The sequence below is a fragment of the Xenorhabdus sp. TS4 genome (assembly GCF_014467265.1).
Classification (GTDB): Bacteria; Pseudomonadota; Gammaproteobacteria; order Enterobacterales; family Enterobacteriaceae; genus Xenorhabdus; species Xenorhabdus ehlersii.
This window is the reverse complement of record NZ_NKHQ01000016.1, coordinates 1-23,473: the sequence shown is the minus strand read 5'-3', so window position 1 is coordinate 23,473 and position 23,473 is coordinate 1. Positions and strand designations below refer to the sequence as shown.

The window sequence follows — 23,473 nt, the reverse complement described above, 5'->3', positions numbered from 1 at the left end:
AAATCTATTGGGTATTTATTACATCATTTTTTTTGTCAGCTCGATAACGCGAAGTTTCGCGATCGCTTTCGACAATTCAGCAGATGCCTGAGCATAATCAACATCGCCGTGAGAATTACGGATGTGTTCTTCTGCCTTGCGCTTGGCTTCAAGCACTTTAGCTTCGTCCAAATCCTTACCACGGATCGCTGTATCGGCCAGTACGATAACGCCGTTTGGCTGAACTTCAAGAATACCACCTGACAGGTAGATAAATTCTTCTTCACCAAACTGCTTAACAATACGTATCATGCCCGGTTTTATGGCAGTAAGCAGTGGTGTGTGTTGAGGATAGATCCCCAGCTCACCTTCACTACCTGTCACCTGAATTTTCTGTACCAGCCCTTCAAACATCTGTTTTTCAGCACTGACTACGTTCAGGGAGAACGTCATTGCAGCCATATCAACCTCCCGTCAGCCGTATTAAAGCGTTTTCGCTTTTTCCACAGCTTCTTCGATGGCACCAACCATGTAGAACGCCTGCTCTGGCAGGTGGTCATAATCACCGTTCAGGATGCCTTTGAAGCCACGGATAGTGTCTTTCAGAGAAACGAATTTACCTGGTGAGCCGGTGAAAACTTCTGCAACGAAGAATGGCTGAGACAGGAAGCGCTGGATCTTACGGGCACGTGCCACAACCAGCTTGTCGTCTTCAGACAGTTCGTCCATACCCAGAATGGCGATGATGTCTTTCAGTTCCTGATAACGTTGCAGAATAGACTGTACACCACGAGCCACGTCATAATGCTCCTGACCAACAACCAGTGGGTCAAGCTGACGGCTGGTTGAATCCAGTGGATCAACCGCAGGGTAAATACCCAAAGATGCGATCTGACGGCTCAATACGACAGTTGCATCCAAGTGAGCAAAGGTTGTCGCAGGTGATGGGTCAGTCAAGTCATCCGCAGGAACGTAAACTGCCTGTACGGAGGTGATGGAGCCCGTTTTAGTTGAGGTGATACGCTCTTGCAGAGCACCCATCTCTTCTGCCAACGTTGGCTGATAACCTACCGCAGATGGCATACGGCCCAACAGTGCAGATACTTCTGTCCCTGCCAGGGTATAACGGTAAATGTTATCAACGAACAACAGAACGTCACGGCCTTCATCGCGGAATTTTTCCGCCATCGTCAAACCGGTCAATGCAACACGCAGACGGTTTCCTGGTGGCTCATTCATCTGACCGTATACCAGAGATACTTTGTCCAGTACGTTTGAATCGGTCATTTCATGATAGAAGTCGTTACCTTCACGGGTACGCTCACCAACACCGGCAAATACGGAGTAACCTGAGTGCTCAATCGCGATGTTACGGATCAGCTCCATCATGTTAACGGTTTTACCTACACCGGCACCACCAAACAGACCAACTTTACCACCCTTAGCGAATGGGCAGATCAAGTCCATAACTTTGATACCGGTTTCCAGCAATTCCTGAGAGTTAGATAACTCTTCATAGGATGGTGCTGTACGGTGAATTGACCAGCGCTCTTCTTCGCCGATCTCACCTTTCATGTCAATTGGATCACCCAATACGTTCATGATACGGCCCAGTGTCGCTTTACCCACTGGTACTTCGATTGGGTGTCCTAAATCAGTCACGTCCAAATTACGGCGCAGGCCATCGGAGGTACCCATTGCGATACAACGAACAATACCACCACCTAACTGCTGCTGAACTTCCAGCACCAGTTTTTCTTCACCATTTTTAACCTCAAGGGCATCGTATACTTTTGGTACGCTGTCCTGAGGGAATTCGACGTCCACCACGGCGCCGATTACCTGGATAATCTTTCCAGTAGCCATCTTGAATCCTCTACGTAATTCGTAAACCTAGCTGTTAAACCGCAGAAGCACCCGAAACGATTTCGGTGAGTTCCTGAGTGATGCTGGCCTGACGAGCTTTGTTGTAAACCAACTGCAACTCTTTGATCAGGTTGCCACCGTTATCAGTCGCGGCTTTCATCGCTACCATTCGTGCGGCCTGTTCACTAGCCAGGTTTTCAACGACGCCCTGATAAACTTGCGCTTCTATATAGCGGCGCAACAGGGTATCCAACAGCGCCTTAGGATCAGGTTCATACAAATAGTCCCAAGACTTCTTCTTCAGTGTTTCATCGTCTCCGGCTGGCAGAGGCAATAACTGAGTGATCGTCGGAACCTGAGACATTGTATTCATGAACTTATTTGTCACTATATACAGTTTATCCAGACGCCCTTCGTCATATGCTTGCATCATGACGTGGACTGGCCCGATTAGTTCGGATAATGACGGGTTATCTCCCATCCCTGTTACTTGAGCAACAATGTTGCCACCAACAGAAGAAAAGAAGGAAACCGCTTTTGATCCAATAAGCGCCAAATCAACTTGGACGTTTTTATCAGACCAGTCTTTCATTTCTATCAGCAATTTTTTGAACACGTTAATGTTCAAACCGCCACATAAACCACGATCAGTCGAAACAACCACGTACCCAACACGCTTGACTTCGCGCTCTTCAAGGTATGGATGTTTGTATTCCAGATTACCTAACGCAAGGTGTCCAATTACATTGCGAATGGTTTCTGCATAAGGACGACTGGCCGCCATGCGATCCTGCGTTTTACGCATTTTGGACGCGGCGACCATCTCCATCGCTTTAGTGATTTTTTGCGTGTTCTGCACACTGGCGATCTTGGTACGTATCTCTTTTGCGCCGGCCATTTCTGCTTCTCCGAATTCAACCAGACGGCCCAAGTTTTTTCATTAAATAGAATCAAACAGGGCCGAATAGTGTTACCAGGACTGAGTCGCCTTGAAGGATTCCAACAGAGCTTTCAGCTTAGCTTCGATCTCTCCATTGTAATCACCAGACTGGTCAATCTCTTTCAGAAGATCAGCATGTTCACGGTTAGCATACGCCAACAGCGCAGCTTCGAAACTGACCACTTTTGCGATTTCGATATCTTCCAGATAACCACGCTCAGCAGCAAACAGAGACAGAGCCTGCTGTGCAATGGACATCGGCTGATATTGTTTCTGTTTCAGCAATTCAGTGACTTTCTGACCATGATCCAACTGCTTACGCGTTGCATCATCCAGATCAGAAGCAAACTGGGAGAATGCTGCCAGTTCACGGTACTGAGCCAGAGCGGTACGAATACCACCAGACAGTTTCTTGATGATCTTAGTCTGAGCAGCACCACCTACACGGGATACGGAAATCCCTGGGTTAACCGCTGGACGGATACCTGAGTTGAACAGAGACGATTCAAGGAAGATCTGACCATCAGTGATGGAGATAACGTTTGTTGGTACGAATGCAGAAACGTCACCCGCCTGAGTTTCAATGATTGGCAGTGCGGTCAGAGAACCGGTTTTACCCTTCACTTCACCATTAGTGAACTTTTCAACGTATTCAGCGTTAACACGCGCTGCACGCTCCAGCAAACGGGAGTGCAGGTAGAAAACGTCACCAGGGTATGCTTCACGTCCAGGTGGACGACGCAGCAACAGGGAAATCTGACGGTATGCTACAGCCTGTTTAGACAGATCATCGTAAACAATCAGTGCATCTTCACCGCGATCACGGAAGTATTCACCCATCGCACAACCAGAGTAAGGTGCCAGATATTGCAGGGCCGCAGATTCAGAAGCGGATGCAACAACAACGATAGTGTTTTCCAGTGCGTTGTGTTCTTCCAGTTTACGAACTACGTTAGCAATGGTAGAGGCTTTCTGACCAATCGCAACGTAGACACATTTGATACCAGAATTACGCTGGTTGATGATCGCATCAATAGCCAGAGCAGTTTTACCGGTCTGACGGTCGCCGATTACCAGTTCACGCTGGCCACGGCCGATTGGGATCATGGCATCAACGGATTTGTAACCTGTCTGGACAGGCTGGTCAACGGATTGGCGATCGATAACACCTGGTGCGATAACTTCTACCGGTGAGAAGCCATCGTTCTCAATAGCGCCCTTACCATCAATTGGCTCACCCAGGGTGTTAACAACACGACCCAGCAGGCCACGACCAACAGGCACTTCCAAAATACGGCCAGTACATTTGACTTTCATGCCTTCGGCCAAGTCAGCATACGGACCCATCACAACCGCACCTACAGAGTCGCGCTCCAGGTTCAGTGCAATTGCGTAACGGTTGCCAGGCAGGGAAAGCATTTCACCCTGCATGACATCGGCTAAACCGTGGATACGAATGATACCGTCGTTAACGGAAACAATCGTACCTTCATTGTGAGCTTCGCTCACGACATTGAACTGAGCAATACGCTGTTTGATCAGTTCGCTGATTTCGGTGGAATTCAGTTGCATATGCTCCAGTCCCCTTAAGACTGCAAGACGTCTGTTAAACGATCCAGACGGCCACGAATACTGCCATCTATTACCATGTCACCTGCACGGATAATGACACCGGCAATAACAGACTTGTCAATTTTGCAATTCAGCTTCACTTTGCGTGACAGACGTTTTTCCATCGCCGCAGAAATTTTAGCCTGCTGCTGCTCATTCAGTTCGGACGCAGAAGCCACTTCAACATTGATAGTCGATTCAAGTGACGCACGCAATTGGATAAATTGCTGGAAGACTTCTGGCAATACCAGCAAGCGACCATTTTCTGCCATTACACGAATAAAGTTCTGAGCATGCTCATCAACCTGCTCACCACAAAGGGTGATGAAGGTTTTGGCTAACGTTTCCGGTGCTAATGAACCAGAAAGCAGCTCACCAACCTGCTCATTGCGAGTAACCTCAGCAATGAACGCCAGCATGTTCTGCCAGTGTTCAAGCGACTGGTGTTCTACAGCAAAGTCAAAAGCTGCTTTGGCGTAGGGGCGAGCTACCGTAGCGAATTCAGACATGCCCCTCCCTCCTTACAGTTCAGCGACCAGTTTATCAACGATGTCGCTGTTAGCAGCTTCATCCACGGAACGTTCGATGATTTTCTCGGCACCTGCGATCGCCAGCATCGCAACCTGTTTACGTAACTCTTCACGAGCGCGCTTGCGTTCAGCTTCAATTTCAGCATGGGCTTGCGCTACAATTCTGTTACGTTCCAGCTCTGCTTCTGCTTTAGCATCATCGATAATTTGGGCTTTTTGTTTATTAGCCTGCTCAATGATAACTTGTGCATCAGCTTTCGCTTTTTTCAGTTGGTCGGTCGCATTGGCTTGCGCTAAGTCCAGGTTCTTTTTGGCACGCTCTGCTGAAGCCAAACCGTCAGCAATCTCTTTCTGACGTTTTTCAATGGCCGCCATAATTGGTGGCCATACATACTTCATGCAGAACAAAACAAACAGGACAAACGCTAAGGCCTGGCCGAGGATTGTTGCGTTAATATTCACGACACAATACCTCTATTTCAATTAATGAATTGGCGTAATTTTAAGTTCTGCTATCTTATTAACCGCCAACAGCGAACATCATAAACAAGCCCAGGCCCACAGCAATCATCGGGATGGCGTCAACCAGGCCCATGACGATAAAGAACTGCGTACGCAGCAGAGGAATCAGATCAGGTTGGCGAGCAGCGCCTTCCAGGAATTTACCCCCGAGGATGCCGATACCGATCGCAGCACCGATAGCCGCCAAACCCATCAGAATAGCGGCAGCTATGTACAGCAGATCCATGTTTATATCCATGACAGTCTCCAGTTTGTTTCAAGTTAAAACACAATTATTGATTGATAAAAATTAATGCTCTTCAGATGCCATCGACAGATAAACAATCGTCAGAACCATGAAAATAAAGGCTTGTAACGTAATAATTAGTATGTGGAAAATCGCCCAAGGCAGGCTGAGTAACCACTGTGCTCCCCACGGTAGAAGGGCCGCAATAAGAATAAAGATCAATTCGCCAGCATACATATTACCAAACAGTCGCAGACCGAGTGATATAGGTTTAGACAGCAAGCTGACCCCTTCCAAGATTAAGTTAATTGGAATAAAGAGTGGATGATTGAAAGGCTGCAATGTCAGCTCCTTCGCAAAACCACGAATTCCTTTCATCTTAATGCTGTAGAACAGAATGAGGACAAAAACACCGAGGGCCATCGACAAAGTGACACTGACGTCTGCGGTTGGAACAATACGCAGAGCAGGCAAGCCGAAGAAGTGTTCTCCGATTAAAGGAATAAAATCGATTGGCAGCAAATCCAATGCGTTCATGAGTAACACCCAGACGAACACAGTCAAAGCCAGAGGAGCTATCACTTTGCTCTTGCCGTGATACATATCACGCACGGTGTTATCAACGAAGCCGATTACCATTTCTATTGCAGTCTGAAATTTGCCCGGAACGCCGTCAGTGGCGCGAACCGCGACTCTTCTGAATACAAATAGAAACAACATCCCTAATACGATGGAGAAAAAAAGCGAGTCGATATTCAACGTCCAAAACGTCGCCTCATAACCACTAGCGTGGGGATTGACCAACTCAAAGGTACGCAAGTCCAACTGAAGGTGCTTCAGGTGATGACTTATGTACTCCGAAGTTGAAACTTCTCCTGATGCAGACATGATGCTTTTTACCCTTTTGTTGTTAAAAACGCTAACCGTTCATTACGGCAGGTGCGATGATCTGCACAATCAGCACCGCTAAATAGGCCACACCAAGTGGTGCAAATGCCGCCTTGAACACCCCTAAAGCGACTATCAGCACGATTATCGTAATGATAACCTTCACCCCTTCGCTAATCGCGAAAAACCATGCAATCCGTACTGGAACCCCTTCTTCTTTTACCTTTTGGAAGCGGCTAAGTAGCATAAAAATGGCATTTGGTAGCCAACATGCTAGCCCACCAACAAAAGCAGAAGCGCCCCACTCTGTACTTTTGGTACAAAAAGCTACACTGAGAATAACAAAAGTCATTAACTGCAAAAATAACAGTTTCAGTGCCATTCTACCGCTGTAAAGGGATACAGACATGACTTTTGTTTTCTCCCTGTGGTACACCATTACATATCAGGCTTTGCTGAATGTTGTATAAAACTGGCTTTGCTTAAGAGTGTCAAGTGACAAAAACGTGCAAATTATACGGGCCGACAAAATGAATTCAATCCATAAGTAGCGAAAAAGTGAATAATTATTTAAATTTCTAACTTTGGTGCTAGATCGCTCACAAATACCATTTAATATTCTGCAATGACTAATGGTATGACCTCAAAATTAAACGTGATATACATCACATTAAACAAAAACCATTAATTATATTTATCATTAAATATGTGATAAAAATCTTTTATTTTTTTTATAGAAAATCAAACTATTAATATTATACCTATGCAGTTTTATCTGATATATCGATAAAAAAGGTTAAATGATTATTTTCTCACTTTCTCTAAAATTTATTTATAAAGAAAATCGATAACAATCTTTGAAAAGAGAAATTCTACCAATATAAAAATAACGTTGGTTTTCTGTGAATCATCAGTAAATAAAGTTGAATCCATGGAAGAGAATAATGAGTAACGCCAGTTACATTTTAAATGTAGTTGACGTCACTCATTATTTAGATTTTTATTGACAAATAGCAAAGTTAGTTTGACTTAAGTATTACCAAATGACGCTGTTCATCTAACTCTGTGACTTGGAGAGGAACGACGGTGTCGAGCACAATCCCCGTTGGCAATTCAGCCAATTCATCTTCCGGCAGTACACCTTTCAAAGCATAAAAACGCCCTTCAAGTGGCTTAGGAAGATGGTTGCACCATGATAGCATGTCTTGCAGTGAAGCAAATGCACGACTAATCACCCCATCAAAAAGAGGTTCAGGAATAAATTCTTCGACCCGGCTCTGTACAGGCTCAATATTGTTCAAACCTAATTCATGTTGAACCTGACGCAAAAAGCGAACGCGTTTTCCCAAACTATCCAATAAAGTGAAATGAGAATCTGGGCGTACAATTGCCAGTGGGATTCCTGGCAAGCCAGGGCCTGTTCCAACATCAATAAAACGCGTTCCATGCAGGAATGAATTAACAACGATGCTATCCATAATATGCCGAACCAGCATCTGTTCCGGATTACGGACGGATGTCAGGTTATAAGCCTTATTCCATTTATTCAGCATGTCAACATAGGCAACGAGTTGCTGTTTTTGTGGCAGTGATAACTTAATGTCAGTTTTCGCCAGCAGTGATTCCAATTTGTTAAGCAAAATCTGTCTCCTTAGGCGCTACGACGCAATAGACCTTGTTTTTTCAGCCATACCAGCAAAATAGAAATTGCTGCCGGAGTGATGCCTGAAATCCGTGAAGCCTGGCCAATTGAACTTGGTTTATGGTCATTCAGTTTTGCAATAACTTCGTTGGAAAGCCCGCTCACTTGTTGATAATCCAAATCAACAGGCAATGCGGTATTTTCATTACGTAACTGTTTTTCGATCTCTTCTTGCTGACGGGCGATATAGCCTTCATATTTCACTTGAATTTCAACTTGATCCGCAGCTTGAGGCTCAGTCAGCCCAGGAGAGAAACGTGGTAACGATGTCAACAATTCATAATTCATCTCAGGGCGACGCAGCAAATCTTCACCGTTGGCTTCTTTTGACAGCGATGTTTTCAACATCTGGTTGATATCCTCTAAGTTATCAGAGTGAGGATGAACCCAGATATTGCGCAAGCGCTGGCGTTCCTGTTCGATCATTTCAAATTTGCGGCAGTAATGTTCCCAACGAAGATCATCAACCAAGCCAAGTTTGCGACCTTGTTCAGTCAATCGAAGATCCGCATTGTCTTCACGTAGCATCAAACGATATTCAGCACGGGAGGTGAACATGCGGTAAGGCTCTTTAGTGCCTAGTGTGCATAGATCATCGACCAAGACGCCAATATAAGCCTGATCACGGCGTGGGAACCAACCTTCTTCACCATTGGCATAACGTGCAGCATTGAGACCAGCCAGTAATCCTTGTGCAGCCGCTTCTTCATACCCAGTGGTACCATTGATCTGACCAGCAAAGAACAGACCGTGAATAAATTTACTTTCCAGTGTTTGTTTTAAATCACGTGGATCGAAGAAGTCATATTCGATCGCATAGCCAGGGCGAATAATACGGGCATTCTCCATGCCTTTCATGGAGTGAACAATTTGCATCTGAACATCAAATGGCAGACTGGTCGAAATACCGTTTGGATAGATTTCGTTACTGGTCAATCCTTCTGGTTCCAGGAAGATCTGGTGAGCGTTACGATCCGCAAAACGCATAACTTTGTCTTCGATGGAAGGACAGTAACGAGGGCCGATCCCTTCGATGATCCCTGCATACATTGGACTGCGATCCAAGTTATTGCGGATCACTTCATGGGTTTTTTCATTGGTATGTGTGATGTAGCACGGGATCTGCCGTGGGTGTTGATCGACATTACCCATGAATGAAAATACAGGTGTTGGGTTATCGCCCAGTTGTTGTTCAAGCTGGCTAAAATCAATGGTTCGTGCATCAATGCGAGGTGGTGTGCCTGTTTTCAGGCGAGCTACGCGCAGAGGCAGTTCACGTAAACGATGAGACAATGAGATCGCAGGAGGATCACCTGCTCGTCCTCCACTGTAATTTTCCAATCCGATGTGAATTTTTCCATCAAGGAAAGTCCCTACTGTCAGAACTACAGATTTAGCTTTGAATTTCAATCCCATACGAGTAACAACACCTGTAACAGTGTCGTTTTCAACCATGAGATCTTCAACGGGTTGCTGGAAGATCATTAAGTTAGGTTGATTTTCCAGTGCTGTTCTTACAGCTTGTCGGTAAAGTACTCGATCCGCTTGTGCTCGTGTTGCCCGAACAGCAGGGCCTTTACTGGCATTGAGTGTTCTAAACTGAATACCGGCCTGATCCGTGGCTTTTGCCATTAGGCCACCAAGTGCATCGATCTCTTTTACCAGATGCCCTTTACCGATCCCACCAATGGCTGGATTACATGACATCTGGCCCAAAGTATCAATATTGTGAGTCAGTAGTAAGGTTTGACGCCCCATACGTGCGGAGGCCATCGCCGCTTCAGTACCGGCATGACCCCCGCCGATGATGATGACGTCAAAGTGCTCTGGATAAAACATGTGCGAACCTTCAATAGTGAGAATGCTTCATATGCATTAGGGAGAGAATTCTACTCAAGTTTGGACCTCAGACCAAGAGGCAAGAGATCATCGTTCTTTAAAAGAAGATCTTTTTATTTAAAGATCTCTTTATTGGATCTTTTATTAGGATCACGATCATCTGTGGATAAGTGGATTTTCCATATAAAGATCATGACGCTGTAAAGGATCATTTGCTGTGAATGATCCGTGATCCAACTCAGTATAAGCTGGGATCTAAAAGCTAAGTTATTCACAGCCACTCGATTTGAACTCAGTTGTTAAATGGATAACTACGGGTTAACCCCTGCTTTTCAGATAAGTTATCCACAGATGATCGTTATATTTTTAATCGGATCAGAGTAACTTTGCCCATTCTTTAACCCATTCTTCGGCCGGATCTTCAGGGATTTCATATTGCAGGATGTCGATTTCCAATCGATCGCCGATCCGTTTTGCTCCGTGATCTTCCAATAAGCGTTCCAGTGATCTTATCGCGCCACAGAAGGTGTCATATTCGGAACTGCCGATACCGACTGCACCAAATGTGATATTACTGAGATCCGGTTGCTGTTGTGTGATCTCATCTGCCAGCGGCTGGAGATTATCAGGTAAGTCCCCAGCGCCATGCGTTGACGTAACCACAAGCCATAATCCTTCAAGTGGAAGATCTTCCAATGAGGGACCATGCAGCATCTCTGTTGAAAAGCCGTTATTTTCTAAGATCTCAGCTATATGTTCTGCGACATATTCGGCGCTACCCATTGTGCTGCCGCTGATTAAGGTTACTGTACTCATCATGATCCTTGCTAAATTAAAGAACAACTATTGTACGCAGTGAATCTATTGGGATCTACCTGTGGATAATGTGGTTAACTGATTTTTCGTTTTAAGGTTTTATTGTCCTCATTATCGGGTTTTGCAGGGAGATCAATGTTTCTGTTGACTGGATTTCGTCAATCGTCTGGATCTTGTTGATAAGTACGTCCTGAAGAGCTTCGATGGATCGGCACATGACTTTAATGAAAATGCTGTAGTGCCCTGTGGTATAATAAACCTCAACGACCTCATCAAGCATATCGAGTTTCTTCAATGCTGCCGGATAATCTTTGGCGCTTTTCAATATGATGCCAATAAAGCAGCACACATCAAACCCCAGTTGTTTGGCGCTGATATCTACCCGAGTTCCCGTAATAATCCCTGATTGCTTCATTTTTTCTACGCGGACATGAATGGTTCCCGGGCTTACTGCGAATTTTTTGGCTAATTCTGCGTAAGGTGTACGTGCGTTCTCCATTAAAGCGTGAAGTATGTCACGGTCTAAATTATCGATCTGATAAATTTCTGCCATTTTTAACCCCTGTTTTTAAATAATATTCATTTTTATAGTGTATAAATTATCATTTATAAACCTTATGCAATATTTTTATTATCAGATATTGAATTTGTACCTCATTTTGTTGCTTAATCTATATCAACAGGACACAGGGCCACTAAAAATTTTGAGAGCTGCATCATGAAAACATCCTTTATTGAAAAACAACAGCAGATTAGTTTTGTGAAATCATACTTTTCCCGTCTGTTAGAGAAAAAACTTGGTTTAATCGAAGTTCAAGGACCGATCTTGAGTCGTCTTGGTGATGGTACTCAGGACAACTTATCTGGCCATGAAAAAGCGGTTCAGGTGAAAGTGAAAACTTTGCCGGGCGACACCTTTGAAGTGGTTCATTCTCTGGCGAAATGGAAACGTAAAACATTAGGTCGCTTTGGTTTTCAATCTGAACAAGGATTGTATACTCACATGAAAGCTCTGCGTCCTGATGAAGATCGCTTGACTCCTATCCATTCTGTCTTTGTTGATCAGTGGGATTGGGAGAAAGTGATGGGTGAAGGTCAGCGTTCACTCGACTATTTAAAACAGACAGTAGGTAAAATCTACGAAGCAATAAAAGAAACACAACAAGCGGTAAGTAAGGAATTTGGTCTGGCACCGTTCCTGCCAGATCAAATTCACTTTATCCACAGTGAAGAGCTTCTGAAACGTTACCCTGATCTGGATGCTAAAGGTCGTGAGCGTGAGGCTGCTAAAGAGTTTGGTGCCATTTTCCTGATGGGCATTGGTGGTAAGTTGTCTGATGATCAGGCTCATGATGTACGCGCGCCGGATTATGACGATTGGACTACACCAAACTGTGATGGTTTCTCTGGCCTGAACGGTGACATTATTGTCTGGAACCCTGTTTTACAGGATGCTTTTGAAATTTCTTCAATGGGTATCCGTGTTGATGCAGAGGCTCTGAAACGTCAGCTTGCACTGACTGGTGATGAAGATCGCCTGCAATATGATTGGCATCAAGCGTTGCTCAAAGGTGATATGCCACAATCTATCGGTGGTGGTATTGGTCAATCCCGTTTGGTGATGTTACTGCTGCAAATGGCTCATATCGGTCAGGTTCAGTGCGGTGTCTGGTCTCCTGAGATTATTGAATCAGTTGAAGGTGTACTCTAAGTTTTAATTTCGCCACTTTCTTTGTAAACGGCTTGTAAGCCCGGTATCAAAACGCCAGATATGGTCGAATATCTGCATAATACCGGGTTTTCCATAGTGGGAAAGGGAGACCGCATGGAAGCGGTGTTGTTGATGCTGTTGCCGATTTTTTATCTGATGGATTAGGGAGCTTGGCAATCGTTGGGCAATGAAATCTGAAATAACAACAGCATCAGCATCTTCCCAAGTATTTTCTTTCATTTTTTTAACGGTTGCATCTAAACAAGATGCCAGATCGGTTCCTCCCCTAAAGGTTTGCCCTAGAAAATGCATTGCTTGAGTGAGTCCATCCGGTGATGTCAAGTCATAATGGACGAGTTGTGTCGAGAACAACATAATATGGCAGTGACGATTATCCGCTAGTGCGATACGCATCAAAGCCAGACAGAATGCTTTTGCACATCGCTCATTAACCCCCCCCATTGAGCCTGAAGTATCAACACAAACAATAAATGGCCCCCGAGGCTGTTTTTCATTGTGGTAGTGTGTAATGGGTTTGAGCGTGGTTTTTGCTTGCCAATCGTCTCCTTGTAAGCGATAGGACAGTAATTTTTTCTCCGCCAGCCGCCGATAAAATTCGTATTCCAACTCTTCAATACCTAGCATAGCCAGCTCGGTGGGTAATAATCTTAAGATGTCGTCGCTTTGTCTAACCCCGCTAATTTGCTCAGGTATAGTATCTGGCACTCTTTCGAATCGGGTGAATGGTTCCAGAATTGGGATTTCTTTAGGAATTGATTTCGCTGTTTGACTGCGGCCGAGTAATTGTGCCAGTTTCTCCAGCTCAGGTTGCTGTTTGAGAAAGTCAGCATAGAGAGTAAATAGTTGTATATTTTTCGTGGTCAGGTGAAGTTGTCCTTTACTCATATCCCATAATTGGCCTGCCGCGTGATCATTGTGATCAAATATGGGATCAAGGGCGCCACTGAGTGTTAATCGCTTCTGGATCTCTGCAAGGAGTTGCTCTTTTTCTTGTTCTAATAGTGTCTTGTTAAATGTCGTCGCTTGCAGGATCAAGCTGAGTCGCCAGTGTTGGATAAACAACATTTGTCCTGAAGAGGTGTATTCAGAGAATGCTTTGGAGAGTATACCGGCTTCTTTGGCAAAGGGAGATTCGAGTTGTTGAAGTTTCTCTACGATATTAGGTAACTGTTGATAGAAACTAGCCGTGTCAATTGATTGTATGTACTGGTATAACTGAAACTCTTCGATTAATGGAGCAGGAATAAGCGTCTCTTTTATTTTCTGCTGTAATGTTTGTTGCCATGAGGGGAGATCTTTCAGCAATGCGTTCTTAAGCCTTGGGAACTTTCCAAAGGAAATAACTAACTGAGGGGTATCTAACAGTACCAAAATGATCTCTTCGATCAGCTCGCTTTCGTTGATAGAAAGTAAGAGATCGAGTGTGGCTAGTGTTAACATGTCGCTATCCCATTTTTGATCTCAATTGTTTCTGTTTTTCGGTTAATAGCAGGAAACTCTGTTCAATGCTGGTAAGCCAATGTTCTTCAATAAATAAACAGGGTTGATGTTGATTAAACAGATAGCGTTGTTGTTGAATTTCATCGCTGATGGATATCAGCTTTTCATGCCATTCCGTATTAGTGTTTTTTGCGGGACCAGATAGGCAGAGGACAGCGCTATTACGGCTAATATCCAGCACTGTAAGCTGGTTCTTTTCATTGATTTCTGTCGTGATAGTTTGAGGAAAACCAATGCTATTTAAACAGGCAGAGAGTTCTCCTGTATTATTTTTTAAGGCATTTTCCAGTGATTTTTTATCTAGTTCGATGAAATTGACTTCAATATTATGCATGTGTAATGAAGGATATAAAAATAGGATCAGTTTTTCATCTGCAATATTTTCAGGCAGTGAATAGAAAGCCTTGCGACCAAACAGAGAGGATCTGGCGACTAATTGCAGGGGATGGTCATTTTCGTCTTGGTTGGATTGTATCCATTGCTGGTATAACTTCTCTATTTTTTGCATGAGGGAATGTTGTAGATAAGCCTGTTCTGTCAATAAGACATGCAAAAATTGGGACAGGAGTTTTAAGCTATTCAAGTCGTGCCATAGGCAATCTTTTAATAGCACCATATCTAACGGAGAGATCTCACTTCTGCCACTGAAAAAGGCGCTGGCTTGTAGTAAGCGAATAGATTTTTTCCAACGGCGATCTGAGACATCAGCCGTACTCCCAGTAGCATTTATTTGTTGGCGTAATTGATAAATCAGTTCGAAGATATGAGCTGGCAGGAATACATGGTTGATCTTGTCTTGCCATTGCTGAAATTCATCATCGGTGATTTGAATATGGGCAGGCACGGGATTGCTATTTTCATTGTTTCGGTCAGTCAGTAAGGCTCGAAAATTTTTCTTTTCCTGAATCTTGTCTAGCCAGAGTCGGATCAACATACGATCGTAAAGTGCTTCCAGACTGCTATCACTATCAGGGAGTTCATTGGATGCTGTAACCAGTAAACGCATCGGTAGCTGTTCTTCTTGGTTGCCATTTCTGAATTTCTTTTCATTGATCGCGGTGAGTAACGTATTCAAAATGGCGGGCCCTGCTTTCCAAATTTCATCCAAGAAAACGATTTCTGCTTCGGGTAAATAACCTTCGGTAAGGCGCTGGTAACGCCCTTCATCTTTGAGTGCATGGATGGAAAGGGGGCCGAAGATCTCTTCTGGGGTGGAAAAACGGGTCATCAGGTACTCAAAAGCATGTGCGTTTTGAAATACAAACTTGAGCCGACGCGCGATAAGGCTTTTGGCTATTCCTGGTGGTCCAAGAAGAAAAACACTCTCTCCACATAAAGCGGCCAGCAGGCACAGGCGAATGGCTTGCCGTCTTTCATATAGACCGCTTTCTAGATACTGACCTAACAGGGATATTTTCTCGACCAATCGCATAAAATTTACACCAGGGCTTGAATAGTTACCTTCCTTTATTTATAGATAAAATTCATCCTATGCAAAGGTTTTGGTGATAATTTATTAAGTTTCAATGTCGTGTTTTAAAAAATCGATTCAGCTTAACTTATTCAATAAGTTAGTTTTTATCTTCTAATTATCATCTTCTTAAACGTTTCAGTGATGATCACATTTTCGTATCAATCATGTTGTCTTTGATAGTTAGCTTTATATGATAGCCTCTTAGCGAAACGTTTCGCTAAGAGGCTTATAAAAATGAAAACTATCCCATTATCTACCCAAAGAATTGATTTAGCGCTAACCCAGGGAACATCCGATCTGTTATCTGTCTTTGATGTTGTTGTTCAGGAAGTACAAGTTGAAGCGGTCATTTTGGCCGCTGAAATTATTGAACACAATCCGTAAATACATAAGCAAATCATCAAGCGTATTGCTGCTCTCGAAATACAACAGGGAAATGCAATTGCGATAAAGTATGTCAGTCATAGCATTCTGAAAGAGAAAAGTGTAACTGTCTGAGGTTATTATGGGGCCATTACTGGAGTTAAAGGGAATTGATAAGGTTTTTCCTGGGGTAAAAGCATTGTCAGGAGCTGCATTGCGTGTTTATCCCGGGAAAGTGATGGCGTTAGTCGGCGAAAACGGTGCTGGCAAGTCCACAATGATGAAAGTCTTGACCGGCATTTATACAAAAGATGCTGGCACGATCCGTTATCTTGGGCAGGATGTGGCTTTCTCAGGGACTAAATCCTCTCAGGAATCAGGTATTGGTATTATTCATCAAGAGCTAAATCTTATCCCTCAATTGACGATTGCCGAAAACATTTTCTTGGGACGTGAATTCGTTAATAAATTGGGTGTCATTAACTGGAAAAAAATGTATGAAGAAGCCGATAACTTACTGAGGCGTTTAAATATCCATTACAGCAGCCGTCGGCTTGTTTCTGAATTGTCTATTGGTGAGCAGCAAATGGTAGAAATTGCCAAGGTGCTGAGTTTCCAATCCAAAGTTATCATTATGGATGAACCCACAGATGCCTTGACGGATACCGAAACTGAATCCTTGTTTCATGTCATACGGGAACTGAAAGCGCAAGGGTGTGGCATTGTCTATATTTCCCATCGTTTGAAAGAGCTTTTTAAAATTTGTGATGATGTGACGGTATTGCGTGATGGGCAATTTATTGGTGAACAGCCTGTCAATGCTCTGAATGAAGAGCGATTGATCGAAATGATGGTGGGGCGCAAGTTGGAGGAGCAATACCCGCGTTTGAATCTACCGAGAGGTGAAAAACGATTGGAAGTGGAAAACCTCTCTGGATCGGGAATCAATAATGTCAGTTTTTCCCTGTTTAGTGGAGAAATTCTGGGGATCTCCGGTTTGATGGGCGCTGGCCGTACTAAATTAATGAAGGTGATTTACGGGGCTTTGCCAAAAACTGAAGGCAAGATCTTGCTTGATGGGAAACCGCTGACGATCCATAGTCCGCAGGAAGGGCTGACCAATGGTATTGTCTATATTTCGGAAGACCGCAAGCGTGATGGGTTAGTTTTGGGAATGTCGGTCAAAGAGAATATGTCCCTCACTGCATTACGTTATTTCAGCCGAAATTTTTGTTTCTTGAATCACTCCGCAGAACAAAAATCCGTTGCCGACTTCATTAAGTTGTTCAATATCAAAACCCCCTCAATGGAACAGACGATGAGACTGCTTTCCGGGGGTAATCAGCAGAAAGTTGCGATTGCCCGTGGATTGATGACTCGTCCAAAGGTGTTGATCCTTGATGAGCCAACCCGAGGCGTAGATGTTGGGGCGAAAAAGGAAATCTATCAGCTTATCAATCAGTTTAAAAAAGAAGGCTTGAGCATTATTTTGGTTTCTTCTGAAATGCCTGAAGTGATGGGAATGAGTGATCGTATTCTGGTTATGTATGAAGGTCGTATCAGTGGGGAATTCAATGTGAATGGTATTTCTCAGGAAGTGTTGATGGCCGCTGCTGTTGGTAAACAAAATACGATGCAATTAAAAGAGAATGGTCAAGGATAATGGATATGAATTCTAGTATAGCGCCAGCCTCCCGACGTTGGTTTACGAAAACATGGTTGATGGAGCAGAAGTCACTTATTGCGCTCTTATTTTTGATTGCCGTCGTTTCTTCCCTTAGCCCCAATTTTTTCACATTGAATAACCTGTTTAACATCCTTCAGCAAACTTCTGTCAACGCTATCATGGCGGTAGGCATGACGTTGGTTATTCTGACATCAGGAATTGATCTATCAGTTGGCTCTTTGTTGGCTCTGACTGGTGCTGTAGCGGCATCAATGGTTGGAGCAGATATCAATGCTTTGGTCGCGGTTGCTGGGGCTTTGGTATTGGGGGCTGCAATTGGGGCCTGCACTGGTGTGATTGTTGCAAAAGGCCAGGTTCAGGCATTTATTGCAACATTGGTGATGATGTTATTGCTACGCGGAGTGACTCGGGTTTATACCGATGGGAGTCCGATTAATACCGGTTTCAGTGACAATGCTGATCTGTTTGGTTGGTTTGGTATTGGGCGTCCATTAGGAGTACCTGCGCCTGTGTGGATTATGTTGCTGGTGTTTGTCGCGGCTTGGTTCATTCTTCACCACACTCGTCTTGGTCGTTACATCTACGCATTAGGCGGAAATGAATCTGCAACACGTTTATCAGGTATTGGTGTTGATAAAATAAAAATAATCGTTTATTCCCTATGTGGCCTGTTGGCTGCATTGGCCAGTATTATCGAAGTTGCCCGATTATCTTCTGCTCAACCGATGGCCGGAAGTGGTTATGAACTGGATGCTATTGCAGCAGTCGTACTGGGTGGAACCAGTTTGGCAGGAGGTAAGGGGCGAATTGTTGGTACGTTGATTGGTGCGTTGATTTTAGGCTTTTTGAATAATGGTTTGAACTTATTAGGTATTTCTTCCAACTACCAGATGATCGTCAAGGCAGTTGTTATTTTATTGGCGGTCTTGGTTGATAACAAAAGCAGTAAATAACCTCACCCTACAGGAAAAAACAACATGAAAATGAAGAAGCTGGCAACTATTCTCTCCGCCATGGTATTGAGTACCACTATAAGTGCTAATGCACTGGCGAAAGATAGCATTGCATTGGTTATTTCAACCTTGAATAACCCTTTTTTTGTCACAATGAAAGATAGTGCACAAAAAGAGGCTGATAAGCTGGGATATAACTTGATTGTACTTGATTCTCAGGATAATCCGGCAAAAGAGTTGGCCAATGTACAAGATTTGACAGTTCGTGGCATAAAATTGTTGTTAATTAACCCAACCGACTCGGATGCTGTTGGTAATGCAGTGATCGTGGCAAATAAGGCGAATATTCCGGTTATTACTCTTGACCGTTCAGCGTATAAGGGCAACGTTATCAGCTATATTGCCTCCGACAGCCGTTTAGGTGCCAAAATGGCAGCTGATTTTATCGCTGGGAAATTAGGTAATGATGTCAAAGTCATTCAATTGGAAGGTATTCCAGGAGCTTCAGGTGCGCGTGAACGTGGTGAAGGTTTTGGTCAGGCAGCCCAAAAGTACAAATTCAATATGTTGGCTAGTCAGCCCGCTGATTATGATCGCACAAAGGGAATGAATGTCATGCAAAACCTGCTGACAGCTCATCCGTCAGTACAAGCTGTTTTCGCTCAAAATGATGAAATGGCTCTTGGTGCATTGCGAGCATTGCAGGCAGTCGGTAAAGAAAATGTGTTGGTTGTCGGATTTGATGGCACTGACGATGCTCTTAAGGCTGTACAGAGCGGTAAATTGGGAGCAACGATCGCACAGCGTCCGGATCAAATAGGTATCATCGGCGTTCAGGCCGCGGACAAAGTACTGAAAGGTGAAAAAGTTGATGCCATTATTCCGGTTGAACTGGAATTAGTTGTGAAGAAATAATCAACATTATTCATGCAGCCATTAAAACTAATGGCTGCATTATTTTTACACAGGAATAAATGTAATGAGTATGGCAAAACTGGTTGTGATGGGTAGCATCAATGTAGATCACATATTGAATCTTAACTCTTTTCCCCAACCAGGGGAAACAGTGAGGGGAAAACAGTATAAGGTTGCCTTTGGAGGAAAAGGAGCAAATCAGGCAGTTGCTGCTGGTCGTTGTGGTGCTGACATTACATTTATTGCTTGCGTTGGCCAAGATGACGTTGGTACACGTGTTTGCCAACAGTTGGTGAAAGATAATATCAATATCTCCTCAATTGAAGTGATTGAAGGGGAAACAACGGGTGTTGCTCTGATTTTTGTCAATCGGCAGGGTGAAAATGTTATTGGCATTAATGCAGGGGCGAATGGGAGGTTAACTCCTGATTATTTCCTTCGTTATGACCAAGTAGTCAAAGATGCTGATGCATTATTATTGCAACTTGAAACTCCATTGGAAACAGTACAACTTGCTGCTGAAACGGCTAAGAAACATCATACCAAAGTGATCTTGAATCCAGCACCCGCACAGAAAATCTCGGATCGATTACTTTCGTTGGTAGATATTATCACGCCGAATGAAACCGAAGCAGAGTACTTGACTGGCATTGCCGTAAAAGATGATGTTGGGGCGGACAAAGCCTCTCAGGCTTTACATGATAAGGGTATAGAAACGGTCATTATTACATTGGGTAGTCGAGGTGTATGGCTGAGTGAAAAAGATAAGGAAGGGAAAATTGTTCCCGGGTTTAAAGTAAAAACGATCGACACAATTGCTGCTGGAGATACATTTAATGGCGCCTTGGTAACGGGATTGCTGGAAGGAAAAGAGATATTGTCGGCGATCCGCTTTGCACATGCTGCGGCTGCGATTGCAGTTACGCGTCAGGGAGCGCAGCCTGCAGTTCCGTGGCGGAATGAAATTGACGCATTTCTATTTGAACAGGATTAAACGTGGCTACCATGAAGGACGTTGCTCGTCTGGCGGGCGTATCAACATCAACAGTTTCTCATGTGATTAATGGCAATCGTTATGTCAGTGAAAACGTGAAAAAGAAAGTCAATGCAGCGATTGAGGAATTGAATTATGCGCCGTCTGCTTTGGCAAGGAGCTTGAAAGTCAAGCAAACCAAAACTATTGGTATGTTGGTTACTACCAGTGATAACTCTTTTTATTCTGAAGTCGTTAGAAGTGTAGAAAAGAATTGTTACGAACGGGGATACAGTTTAATTCTGTGTAATACCGAAGGTAGTGTTACCCGTATGATTCGCAGTATGGAAACACTATTGCAAAAACGTGTTGATGGTCTTTTAATTATGAGTTCCGAACATAAATTGTTATCCAAAGACTTTCTATTGCGATATCCGCTAGTGCCAATAGTGACATTGGATTGGTCTCCTTTTGACGCTTTTAGTGATGTTATTAAAGATAATTCTCTGTTCGGAGGGGAATTAGCCACATCTTATCTGATTAATCGAGGGTTTCGCAAAATTGCCTGTATCGCAGGCTCACAGAATATACCTCTTTCCCTTCAGCGTCTGGCTGGATATCGAAAAGCAATGAGAGATGCTCGGCTTGAGATCCCAGATGGTTATGAAATCCACAGTGATTATGAATTTACGGGGGGATTGTTATCAATGAAAAAACTTCTCCAATTACCTGAAATTCCCGAAGCAGTTTTTGCGGGAAATGATGCTATGGCGATTGGTGTTTATCAGGCTTTATATCAGGTGGGGCTTGCTATTCCTAGAGACATTTCTGTCATTGGGTATGATGATATTGCTATAGCTTCCTATTTGACCCCTCCTTTGACGACAATTCATCAACCAAAAGATGAGTTGGGTAAGTTAGCTATAGATATGTTGCTCTATCGAATAGATAATCCAGATAGTGAACCGAAACAATTAGTATTGACTCCGAAACTTATTGAGCGAGATTCTGTAGGTCAGCGTTGATAACATCATTTTTTAGGTTGCTTTTTCTTCACCAAATTGCTGCCATCCTCTTTATTTAAAAGTAAAAAAATAAAAGCAGAAGCCAAAGTAATCGTACCTATTGTGATAAATGTATAGTGAAAGTGTTCTACCGTAGAACCATCGCTCATTGACTCATAAAATCTCAGGACTGCCGCACTGACAGTCACCCCAAAACTGATGGATAACTGCTGAGTGACTGCCAGCAAGCTGTTACCGGCACTTGCATTGTTATCATTCAGATCACCTAAGGTGATTGTATTCATTGCTGTGAATTGTGTGGACATTACCATTCCCAATATAAAAAGAGGGAATATCAAAAATACGATGGGGAGTTCCGGTGTCTGTAGCGAAAATTGTGAAATCATTACGCCAATAATGATCGTGACCCAAATGAGGGTGTTTCGATATCCAAAGCGGGTCAATATATTGGTCACAAAAGATTTAGCTAAAATTGAGCCAATAGCATTCGGTGCCATCATTATGCCAGCAATGACTGCTGAAAATCCAAACCCCACTTGTAGCATCAAAGGAATAATAAATGAAAGCGAGCCAGTACTTAGCCGAGTAGCAATATTACTGGCAATACCGATTGAAAATGTGCGTGTTTGGAACAACTGGAGGTTAATGAGGGGATTTGAGTGTCTTTTAGCATGGAAAGTATACCCCAATAGCATAATGATACCGCCAGAAAATAAAGCGGGAGGAACATAGCCAGAGAATGAGTGATCCCCAAATAAATCAAAGCTGACCGAAATCGTTACCAAGCCCATACTAAACAGCATGAATCCCAGAAAATCGAAAGGGCATTTGGGCATAGTTAAATTAGGCATATTCTTTCTGGCGTAAATGATACCTAATAAGCCAATGGGAATATTGATGATGAAGATCCAATGCCATGTTGCATAGGTCACTAACAATCCACCGAGCATGGGACCCAAAATCGGGCCGAGTAACCCTGGCATGGTGACAAAATTCAAAATAGGTAGTAATTCACTACGTGGATATGTTCTTAGTAAAGTCAGGCGGGCAACAGGCATCATCATCGCCCCACCTATACCTTGAATAACGCGGGATACAACTAAGAAAGAGAGATTGTGTGACAGTGCACAAGCAAGTGAACCTAAAGAAAAGAAGGAAACAGCATAAATGAATACCGTACGAGTGCCAAACCTATCAGCGAGCCAACCGCTTACGGGAATTAGCATCGCTACAGTTAAGGTATAACTGACAATGGCGGGTTGCATTGCTAGTGGAGAGTGATTAAGACTTTTTGCAATCGCCGGTAGTGCAGTGTTAAGAATTGTGGCATCTAAAGACTGCATAAAAAAAGCTATCGCCGCAATCCAAGGTAACCCCGACATACTGCGTGCGGATTTGACCATTAGATATCCCGTTTATTTTTTAATGATAGTGAATACATAATATCTTACTATATCAAACTCAAACCATTTATTGGTTATTAATCAATCAATAACTTGCTCTAAGGCCAATTAACAGTTGCCGTAGGCAATTGCACAACAATCATTGCATAAGAACTTTGCCTTTATGATTGTTGTTTAAGTCATCAATTTTAGGGTGTAAAACACGCATAATTACCATTTTTGTTGAAAAAAACCACGAACAGAAAAAAAATTAAAAAAAACTATTGTCAGCGCCGTAAAACCCCCTATAATGCGCCACCACTGACCGACGCTGAGCTGAAACAGGCCGCGCAGGACGGTGAGAGAAAAGCGAAAATAATCGCTTGACTCTGGCGGCGAAAAGCGTAAGATACGCAGCCTCGCAACCCGGAAGGCACTTCCGGTTGCCAATGCTCTTTAACAAATTAATCAGACAATCTGTGTGGGCACTCGCAAGACACTATCGATATGCCGAAAGGCAAAAAAGATTAAAGTCTTAAAGAGTGACCTG

Annotated in this window: 23 protein-coding genes; 7 read left to right on the top strand and 16 right to left on the bottom strand. The window is 43.5% G+C overall.

All coding sequences use genetic code 11. The annotated features are described in order from the left end of the window. Positions 1-18 precede the first annotated feature (18 nt). The 13 genes from Xets_RS09740 to asnC form a co-directional block, all read right to left on the bottom strand. The gene (locus Xets_RS09740) at positions 19-441 is read right to left on the bottom strand and encodes a F0F1 ATP synthase subunit epsilon (RefSeq protein ID WP_045967700.1); all 423 of its coding nucleotides are present in this window, start codon (positions 439-441) and stop codon (positions 19-21) included. A gap of 21 nt (positions 442-462) precedes the next feature. Further along, positions 463-1,845, bottom strand: a complete 1,383-nt coding sequence (atpD, locus tag Xets_RS09735) for a F0F1 ATP synthase subunit beta (protein ID WP_099132904.1) — start codon at positions 1,843-1,845, stop codon at positions 463-465. A gap of 34 nt (positions 1,846-1,879) precedes the next feature. Next, positions 1,880-2,743 (bottom strand): F0F1 ATP synthase subunit gamma, encoded by an 864-nt coding sequence (gene atpG, locus Xets_RS09730; protein ID WP_074019112.1) that lies wholly within the window; start codon positions 2,741-2,743, stop codon positions 1,880-1,882. A 72-nt stretch (positions 2,744-2,815) separates the two neighbouring features. Beyond that, positions 2,816-4,357, bottom strand: coding sequence for a F0F1 ATP synthase subunit alpha (gene atpA / locus Xets_RS09725; RefSeq protein WP_099132903.1), 1,542 nt, complete (start codon positions 4,355-4,357; stop codon positions 2,816-2,818). Positions 4,358-4,371: 14 nt separating this feature from the next. Further along, positions 4,372-4,905, bottom strand: coding sequence for a F0F1 ATP synthase subunit delta (gene atpH, locus Xets_RS09720; protein ID WP_099132902.1), 534 nt, complete (start codon positions 4,903-4,905; stop codon positions 4,372-4,374). Positions 4,906-4,917: 12 nt separating this feature from the next. After that, positions 4,918-5,388, bottom strand: a complete 471-nt coding sequence (gene atpF, locus Xets_RS09715; RefSeq protein ID WP_047770880.1) for a F0F1 ATP synthase subunit B — start codon at positions 5,386-5,388, stop codon at positions 4,918-4,920. A 58-nt stretch (positions 5,389-5,446) separates the two neighbouring features. Continuing rightward, positions 5,447-5,686 carry a F0F1 ATP synthase subunit C gene (atpE, locus tag Xets_RS09710; protein ID WP_045967711.1) on the bottom strand — a complete coding sequence of 80 codons (240 nt, stop codon included), beginning with the start codon at positions 5,684-5,686 and terminating at the stop codon, positions 5,447-5,449. Between the two features lie 51 nt (positions 5,687-5,737). Further along, positions 5,738-6,562, bottom strand: coding sequence for a F0F1 ATP synthase subunit A (atpB, locus tag Xets_RS09705; protein ID WP_047770879.1), 825 nt, complete (start codon positions 6,560-6,562; stop codon positions 5,738-5,740). A gap of 31 nt (positions 6,563-6,593) precedes the next feature. Beyond that, positions 6,594-6,971: a F0F1 ATP synthase subunit I gene (atpI, locus tag Xets_RS09700; protein ID WP_099132975.1), complete on the bottom strand. Its 378-nt coding sequence runs from the start codon at positions 6,969-6,971 to the stop codon at positions 6,594-6,596. 610 nt (positions 6,972-7,581) lie between these two features. Further along, positions 7,582-8,202: a 16S rRNA (guanine(527)-N(7))-methyltransferase RsmG gene (gene rsmG, locus Xets_RS09695; protein ID WP_099132901.1), complete on the bottom strand. Its 621-nt coding sequence runs from the start codon at positions 8,200-8,202 to the stop codon at positions 7,582-7,584. A gap of 11 nt (positions 8,203-8,213) precedes the next feature. Next, on the bottom strand, positions 8,214-10,103 hold the full coding sequence (gene mnmG / locus Xets_RS09690) for a tRNA uridine-5-carboxymethylaminomethyl(34) synthesis enzyme MnmG (RefSeq protein ID WP_099132900.1): 1,890 nt from the start codon (positions 10,101-10,103) through the stop codon (positions 8,214-8,216). 375 nt (positions 10,104-10,478) lie between these two features. Further along, positions 10,479-10,919, bottom strand: a complete 441-nt coding sequence (gene mioC / locus Xets_RS09685; RefSeq protein ID WP_099132899.1) for an FMN-binding protein MioC — start codon at positions 10,917-10,919, stop codon at positions 10,479-10,481. A gap of 91 nt (positions 10,920-11,010) precedes the next feature. Continuing rightward, positions 11,011-11,472 (bottom strand): transcriptional regulator AsnC, encoded by a 462-nt coding sequence (asnC, locus tag Xets_RS09680; RefSeq protein ID WP_074018962.1) that lies wholly within the window; start codon positions 11,470-11,472, stop codon positions 11,011-11,013. Between the two features lie 165 nt (positions 11,473-11,637). On the opposite strand from asnC, the gene asnA reads away from it, so the two are divergent. Further along, positions 11,638-12,630, top strand: coding sequence for an aspartate--ammonia ligase (gene asnA / locus Xets_RS09675; RefSeq protein WP_099132898.1), 993 nt, complete (start codon positions 11,638-11,640; stop codon positions 12,628-12,630). 3 nt (positions 12,631-12,633) lie between these two features. Here the strand turns inward: asnA and viaA are convergent, their stop codons facing one another. Together viaA and ravA are read right to left on the bottom strand one after the other, a co-directional pair. Further along, positions 12,634-14,091, bottom strand: coding sequence for an ATPase RavA stimulator ViaA (gene viaA / locus Xets_RS09670; RefSeq protein WP_187651523.1), 1,458 nt, complete (start codon positions 14,089-14,091; stop codon positions 12,634-12,636). Positions 14,092-14,095: 4 nt separating this feature from the next. Next, positions 14,096-15,583 (bottom strand): ATPase RavA, encoded by a 1,488-nt coding sequence (ravA, locus tag Xets_RS09665; RefSeq protein WP_187651522.1) that lies wholly within the window; start codon positions 15,581-15,583, stop codon positions 14,096-14,098. A gap of 276 nt (positions 15,584-15,859) precedes the next feature. Here ravA and Xets_RS24630 point away from each other — a divergent pair, with 276 nt between their 5' ends. From Xets_RS24630 to rbsR, 6 genes are all read left to right on the top strand, one after another. Further along, entirely contained in the window at positions 15,860-16,009 is a 150-nt protein-coding gene (locus Xets_RS24630; protein ID WP_244208697.1) for an RbsD/FucU domain-containing protein, read from the top strand. A 121-nt stretch (positions 16,010-16,130) separates the two neighbouring features. Further along, complete coding sequence (rbsA, locus tag Xets_RS09655; RefSeq protein ID WP_099132895.1) at positions 16,131-17,651, top strand: ribose ABC transporter ATP-binding protein RbsA; 1,521 nt, start codon at positions 16,131-16,133, stop codon at positions 17,649-17,651. 5 nt (positions 17,652-17,656) lie between these two features. Then, complete coding sequence (rbsC, locus tag Xets_RS09650; protein WP_187651521.1) at positions 17,657-18,628, top strand: ribose ABC transporter permease; 972 nt, start codon at positions 17,657-17,659, stop codon at positions 18,626-18,628. A gap of 24 nt (positions 18,629-18,652) precedes the next feature. Continuing rightward, positions 18,653-19,543, top strand: a complete 891-nt coding sequence (gene rbsB / locus Xets_RS09645) for a ribose ABC transporter substrate-binding protein RbsB (RefSeq protein WP_099132894.1) — start codon at positions 18,653-18,655, stop codon at positions 19,541-19,543. A 64-nt stretch (positions 19,544-19,607) separates the two neighbouring features. Further along, positions 19,608-20,537, top strand: coding sequence for a ribokinase (gene rbsK, locus Xets_RS09640; protein ID WP_187651520.1), 930 nt, complete (start codon positions 19,608-19,610; stop codon positions 20,535-20,537). A gap of 2 nt (positions 20,538-20,539) precedes the next feature. Continuing rightward, positions 20,540-21,541 (top strand): ribose operon transcriptional repressor RbsR, encoded by a 1,002-nt coding sequence (gene rbsR, locus Xets_RS09635; RefSeq protein WP_167450549.1) that lies wholly within the window; start codon positions 20,540-20,542, stop codon positions 21,539-21,541. A gap of 5 nt (positions 21,542-21,546) precedes the next feature. On the opposite strand, the gene mdtD is transcribed toward rbsR, so the two are convergent. Then, complete coding sequence (mdtD, locus tag Xets_RS09630) at positions 21,547-22,944, bottom strand: multidrug transporter subunit MdtD (protein WP_187651519.1); 1,398 nt, start codon at positions 22,942-22,944, stop codon at positions 21,547-21,549. Positions 22,945-23,473 lie beyond the last annotated feature (529 nt).

Coding starts and splice junctions, on each gene's coding strand:
- asnA (WP_099132898.1), top strand. CDS start 11,638: ATGAAAACATCCTTTATTGAAAAACAACAGCAGATTAGTTTTGTGAAA.
- viaA (WP_187651523.1), bottom strand. CDS start 14,091: ATGTTAACACTAGCCACACTCGATCTCTTACTTTCTATCAACGAAAGC.
- ravA (WP_187651522.1), bottom strand. CDS start 15,583: ATGCGATTGGTCGAGAAAATATCCCTGTTAGGTCAGTATCTAGAAAGC.
- rbsC (WP_187651521.1), top strand. CDS start 17,657: ATGAATTCTAGTATAGCGCCAGCCTCCCGACGTTGGTTTACGAAAACA.
- rbsB (WP_099132894.1), top strand. CDS start 18,653: ATGAAAATGAAGAAGCTGGCAACTATTCTCTCCGCCATGGTATTGAGT.
- asnC (WP_074018962.1), bottom strand. CDS start 11,472: ATGGCAGAAATTTATCAGATCGATAATTTAGACCGTGACATACTTCAC.
- mdtD (WP_187651519.1), bottom strand. CDS start 22,944: ATGGTCAAATCCGCACGCAGTATGTCGGGGTTACCTTGGATTGCGGCG.
- atpE (WP_045967711.1), bottom strand. CDS start 5,686: ATGGATATAAACATGGATCTGCTGTACATAGCTGCCGCTATTCTGATG.
- Xets_RS09740 (WP_045967700.1), bottom strand. CDS start 441: ATGGCTGCAATGACGTTCTCCCTGAACGTAGTCAGTGCTGAAAAACAG.
- atpH (WP_099132902.1), bottom strand. CDS start 4,905: ATGTCTGAATTCGCTACGGTAGCTCGCCCCTACGCCAAAGCAGCTTTT.
- mioC (WP_099132899.1), bottom strand. CDS start 10,919: ATGAGTACAGTAACCTTAATCAGCGGCAGCACAATGGGTAGCGCCGAA.
- rbsA (WP_099132895.1), top strand. CDS start 16,131: ATGGGGCCATTACTGGAGTTAAAGGGAATTGATAAGGTTTTTCCTGGG.
- mnmG (WP_099132900.1), bottom strand. CDS start 10,103: ATGTTTTATCCAGAGCACTTTGACGTCATCATCATCGGCGGGGGTCAT.
- atpA (WP_099132903.1), bottom strand. CDS start 4,357: ATGCAACTGAATTCCACCGAAATCAGCGAACTGATCAAACAGCGTATT.
- atpI (WP_099132975.1), bottom strand. CDS start 6,971: ATGTCTGTATCCCTTTACAGCGGTAGAATGGCACTGAAACTGTTATTT.
- atpD (WP_099132904.1), bottom strand. CDS start 1,845: ATGGCTACTGGAAAGATTATCCAGGTAATCGGCGCCGTGGTGGACGTC.
- atpB (WP_047770879.1), bottom strand. CDS start 6,562: ATGTCTGCATCAGGAGAAGTTTCAACTTCGGAGTACATAAGTCATCAC.
- Xets_RS24630 (WP_244208697.1), top strand. CDS start 15,860: ATGAAAACTATCCCATTATCTACCCAAAGAATTGATTTAGCGCTAACC.
- rbsK (WP_187651520.1), top strand. CDS start 19,608: ATGAGTATGGCAAAACTGGTTGTGATGGGTAGCATCAATGTAGATCAC.
- atpG (WP_074019112.1), bottom strand. CDS start 2,743: ATGGCCGGCGCAAAAGAGATACGTACCAAGATCGCCAGTGTGCAGAAC.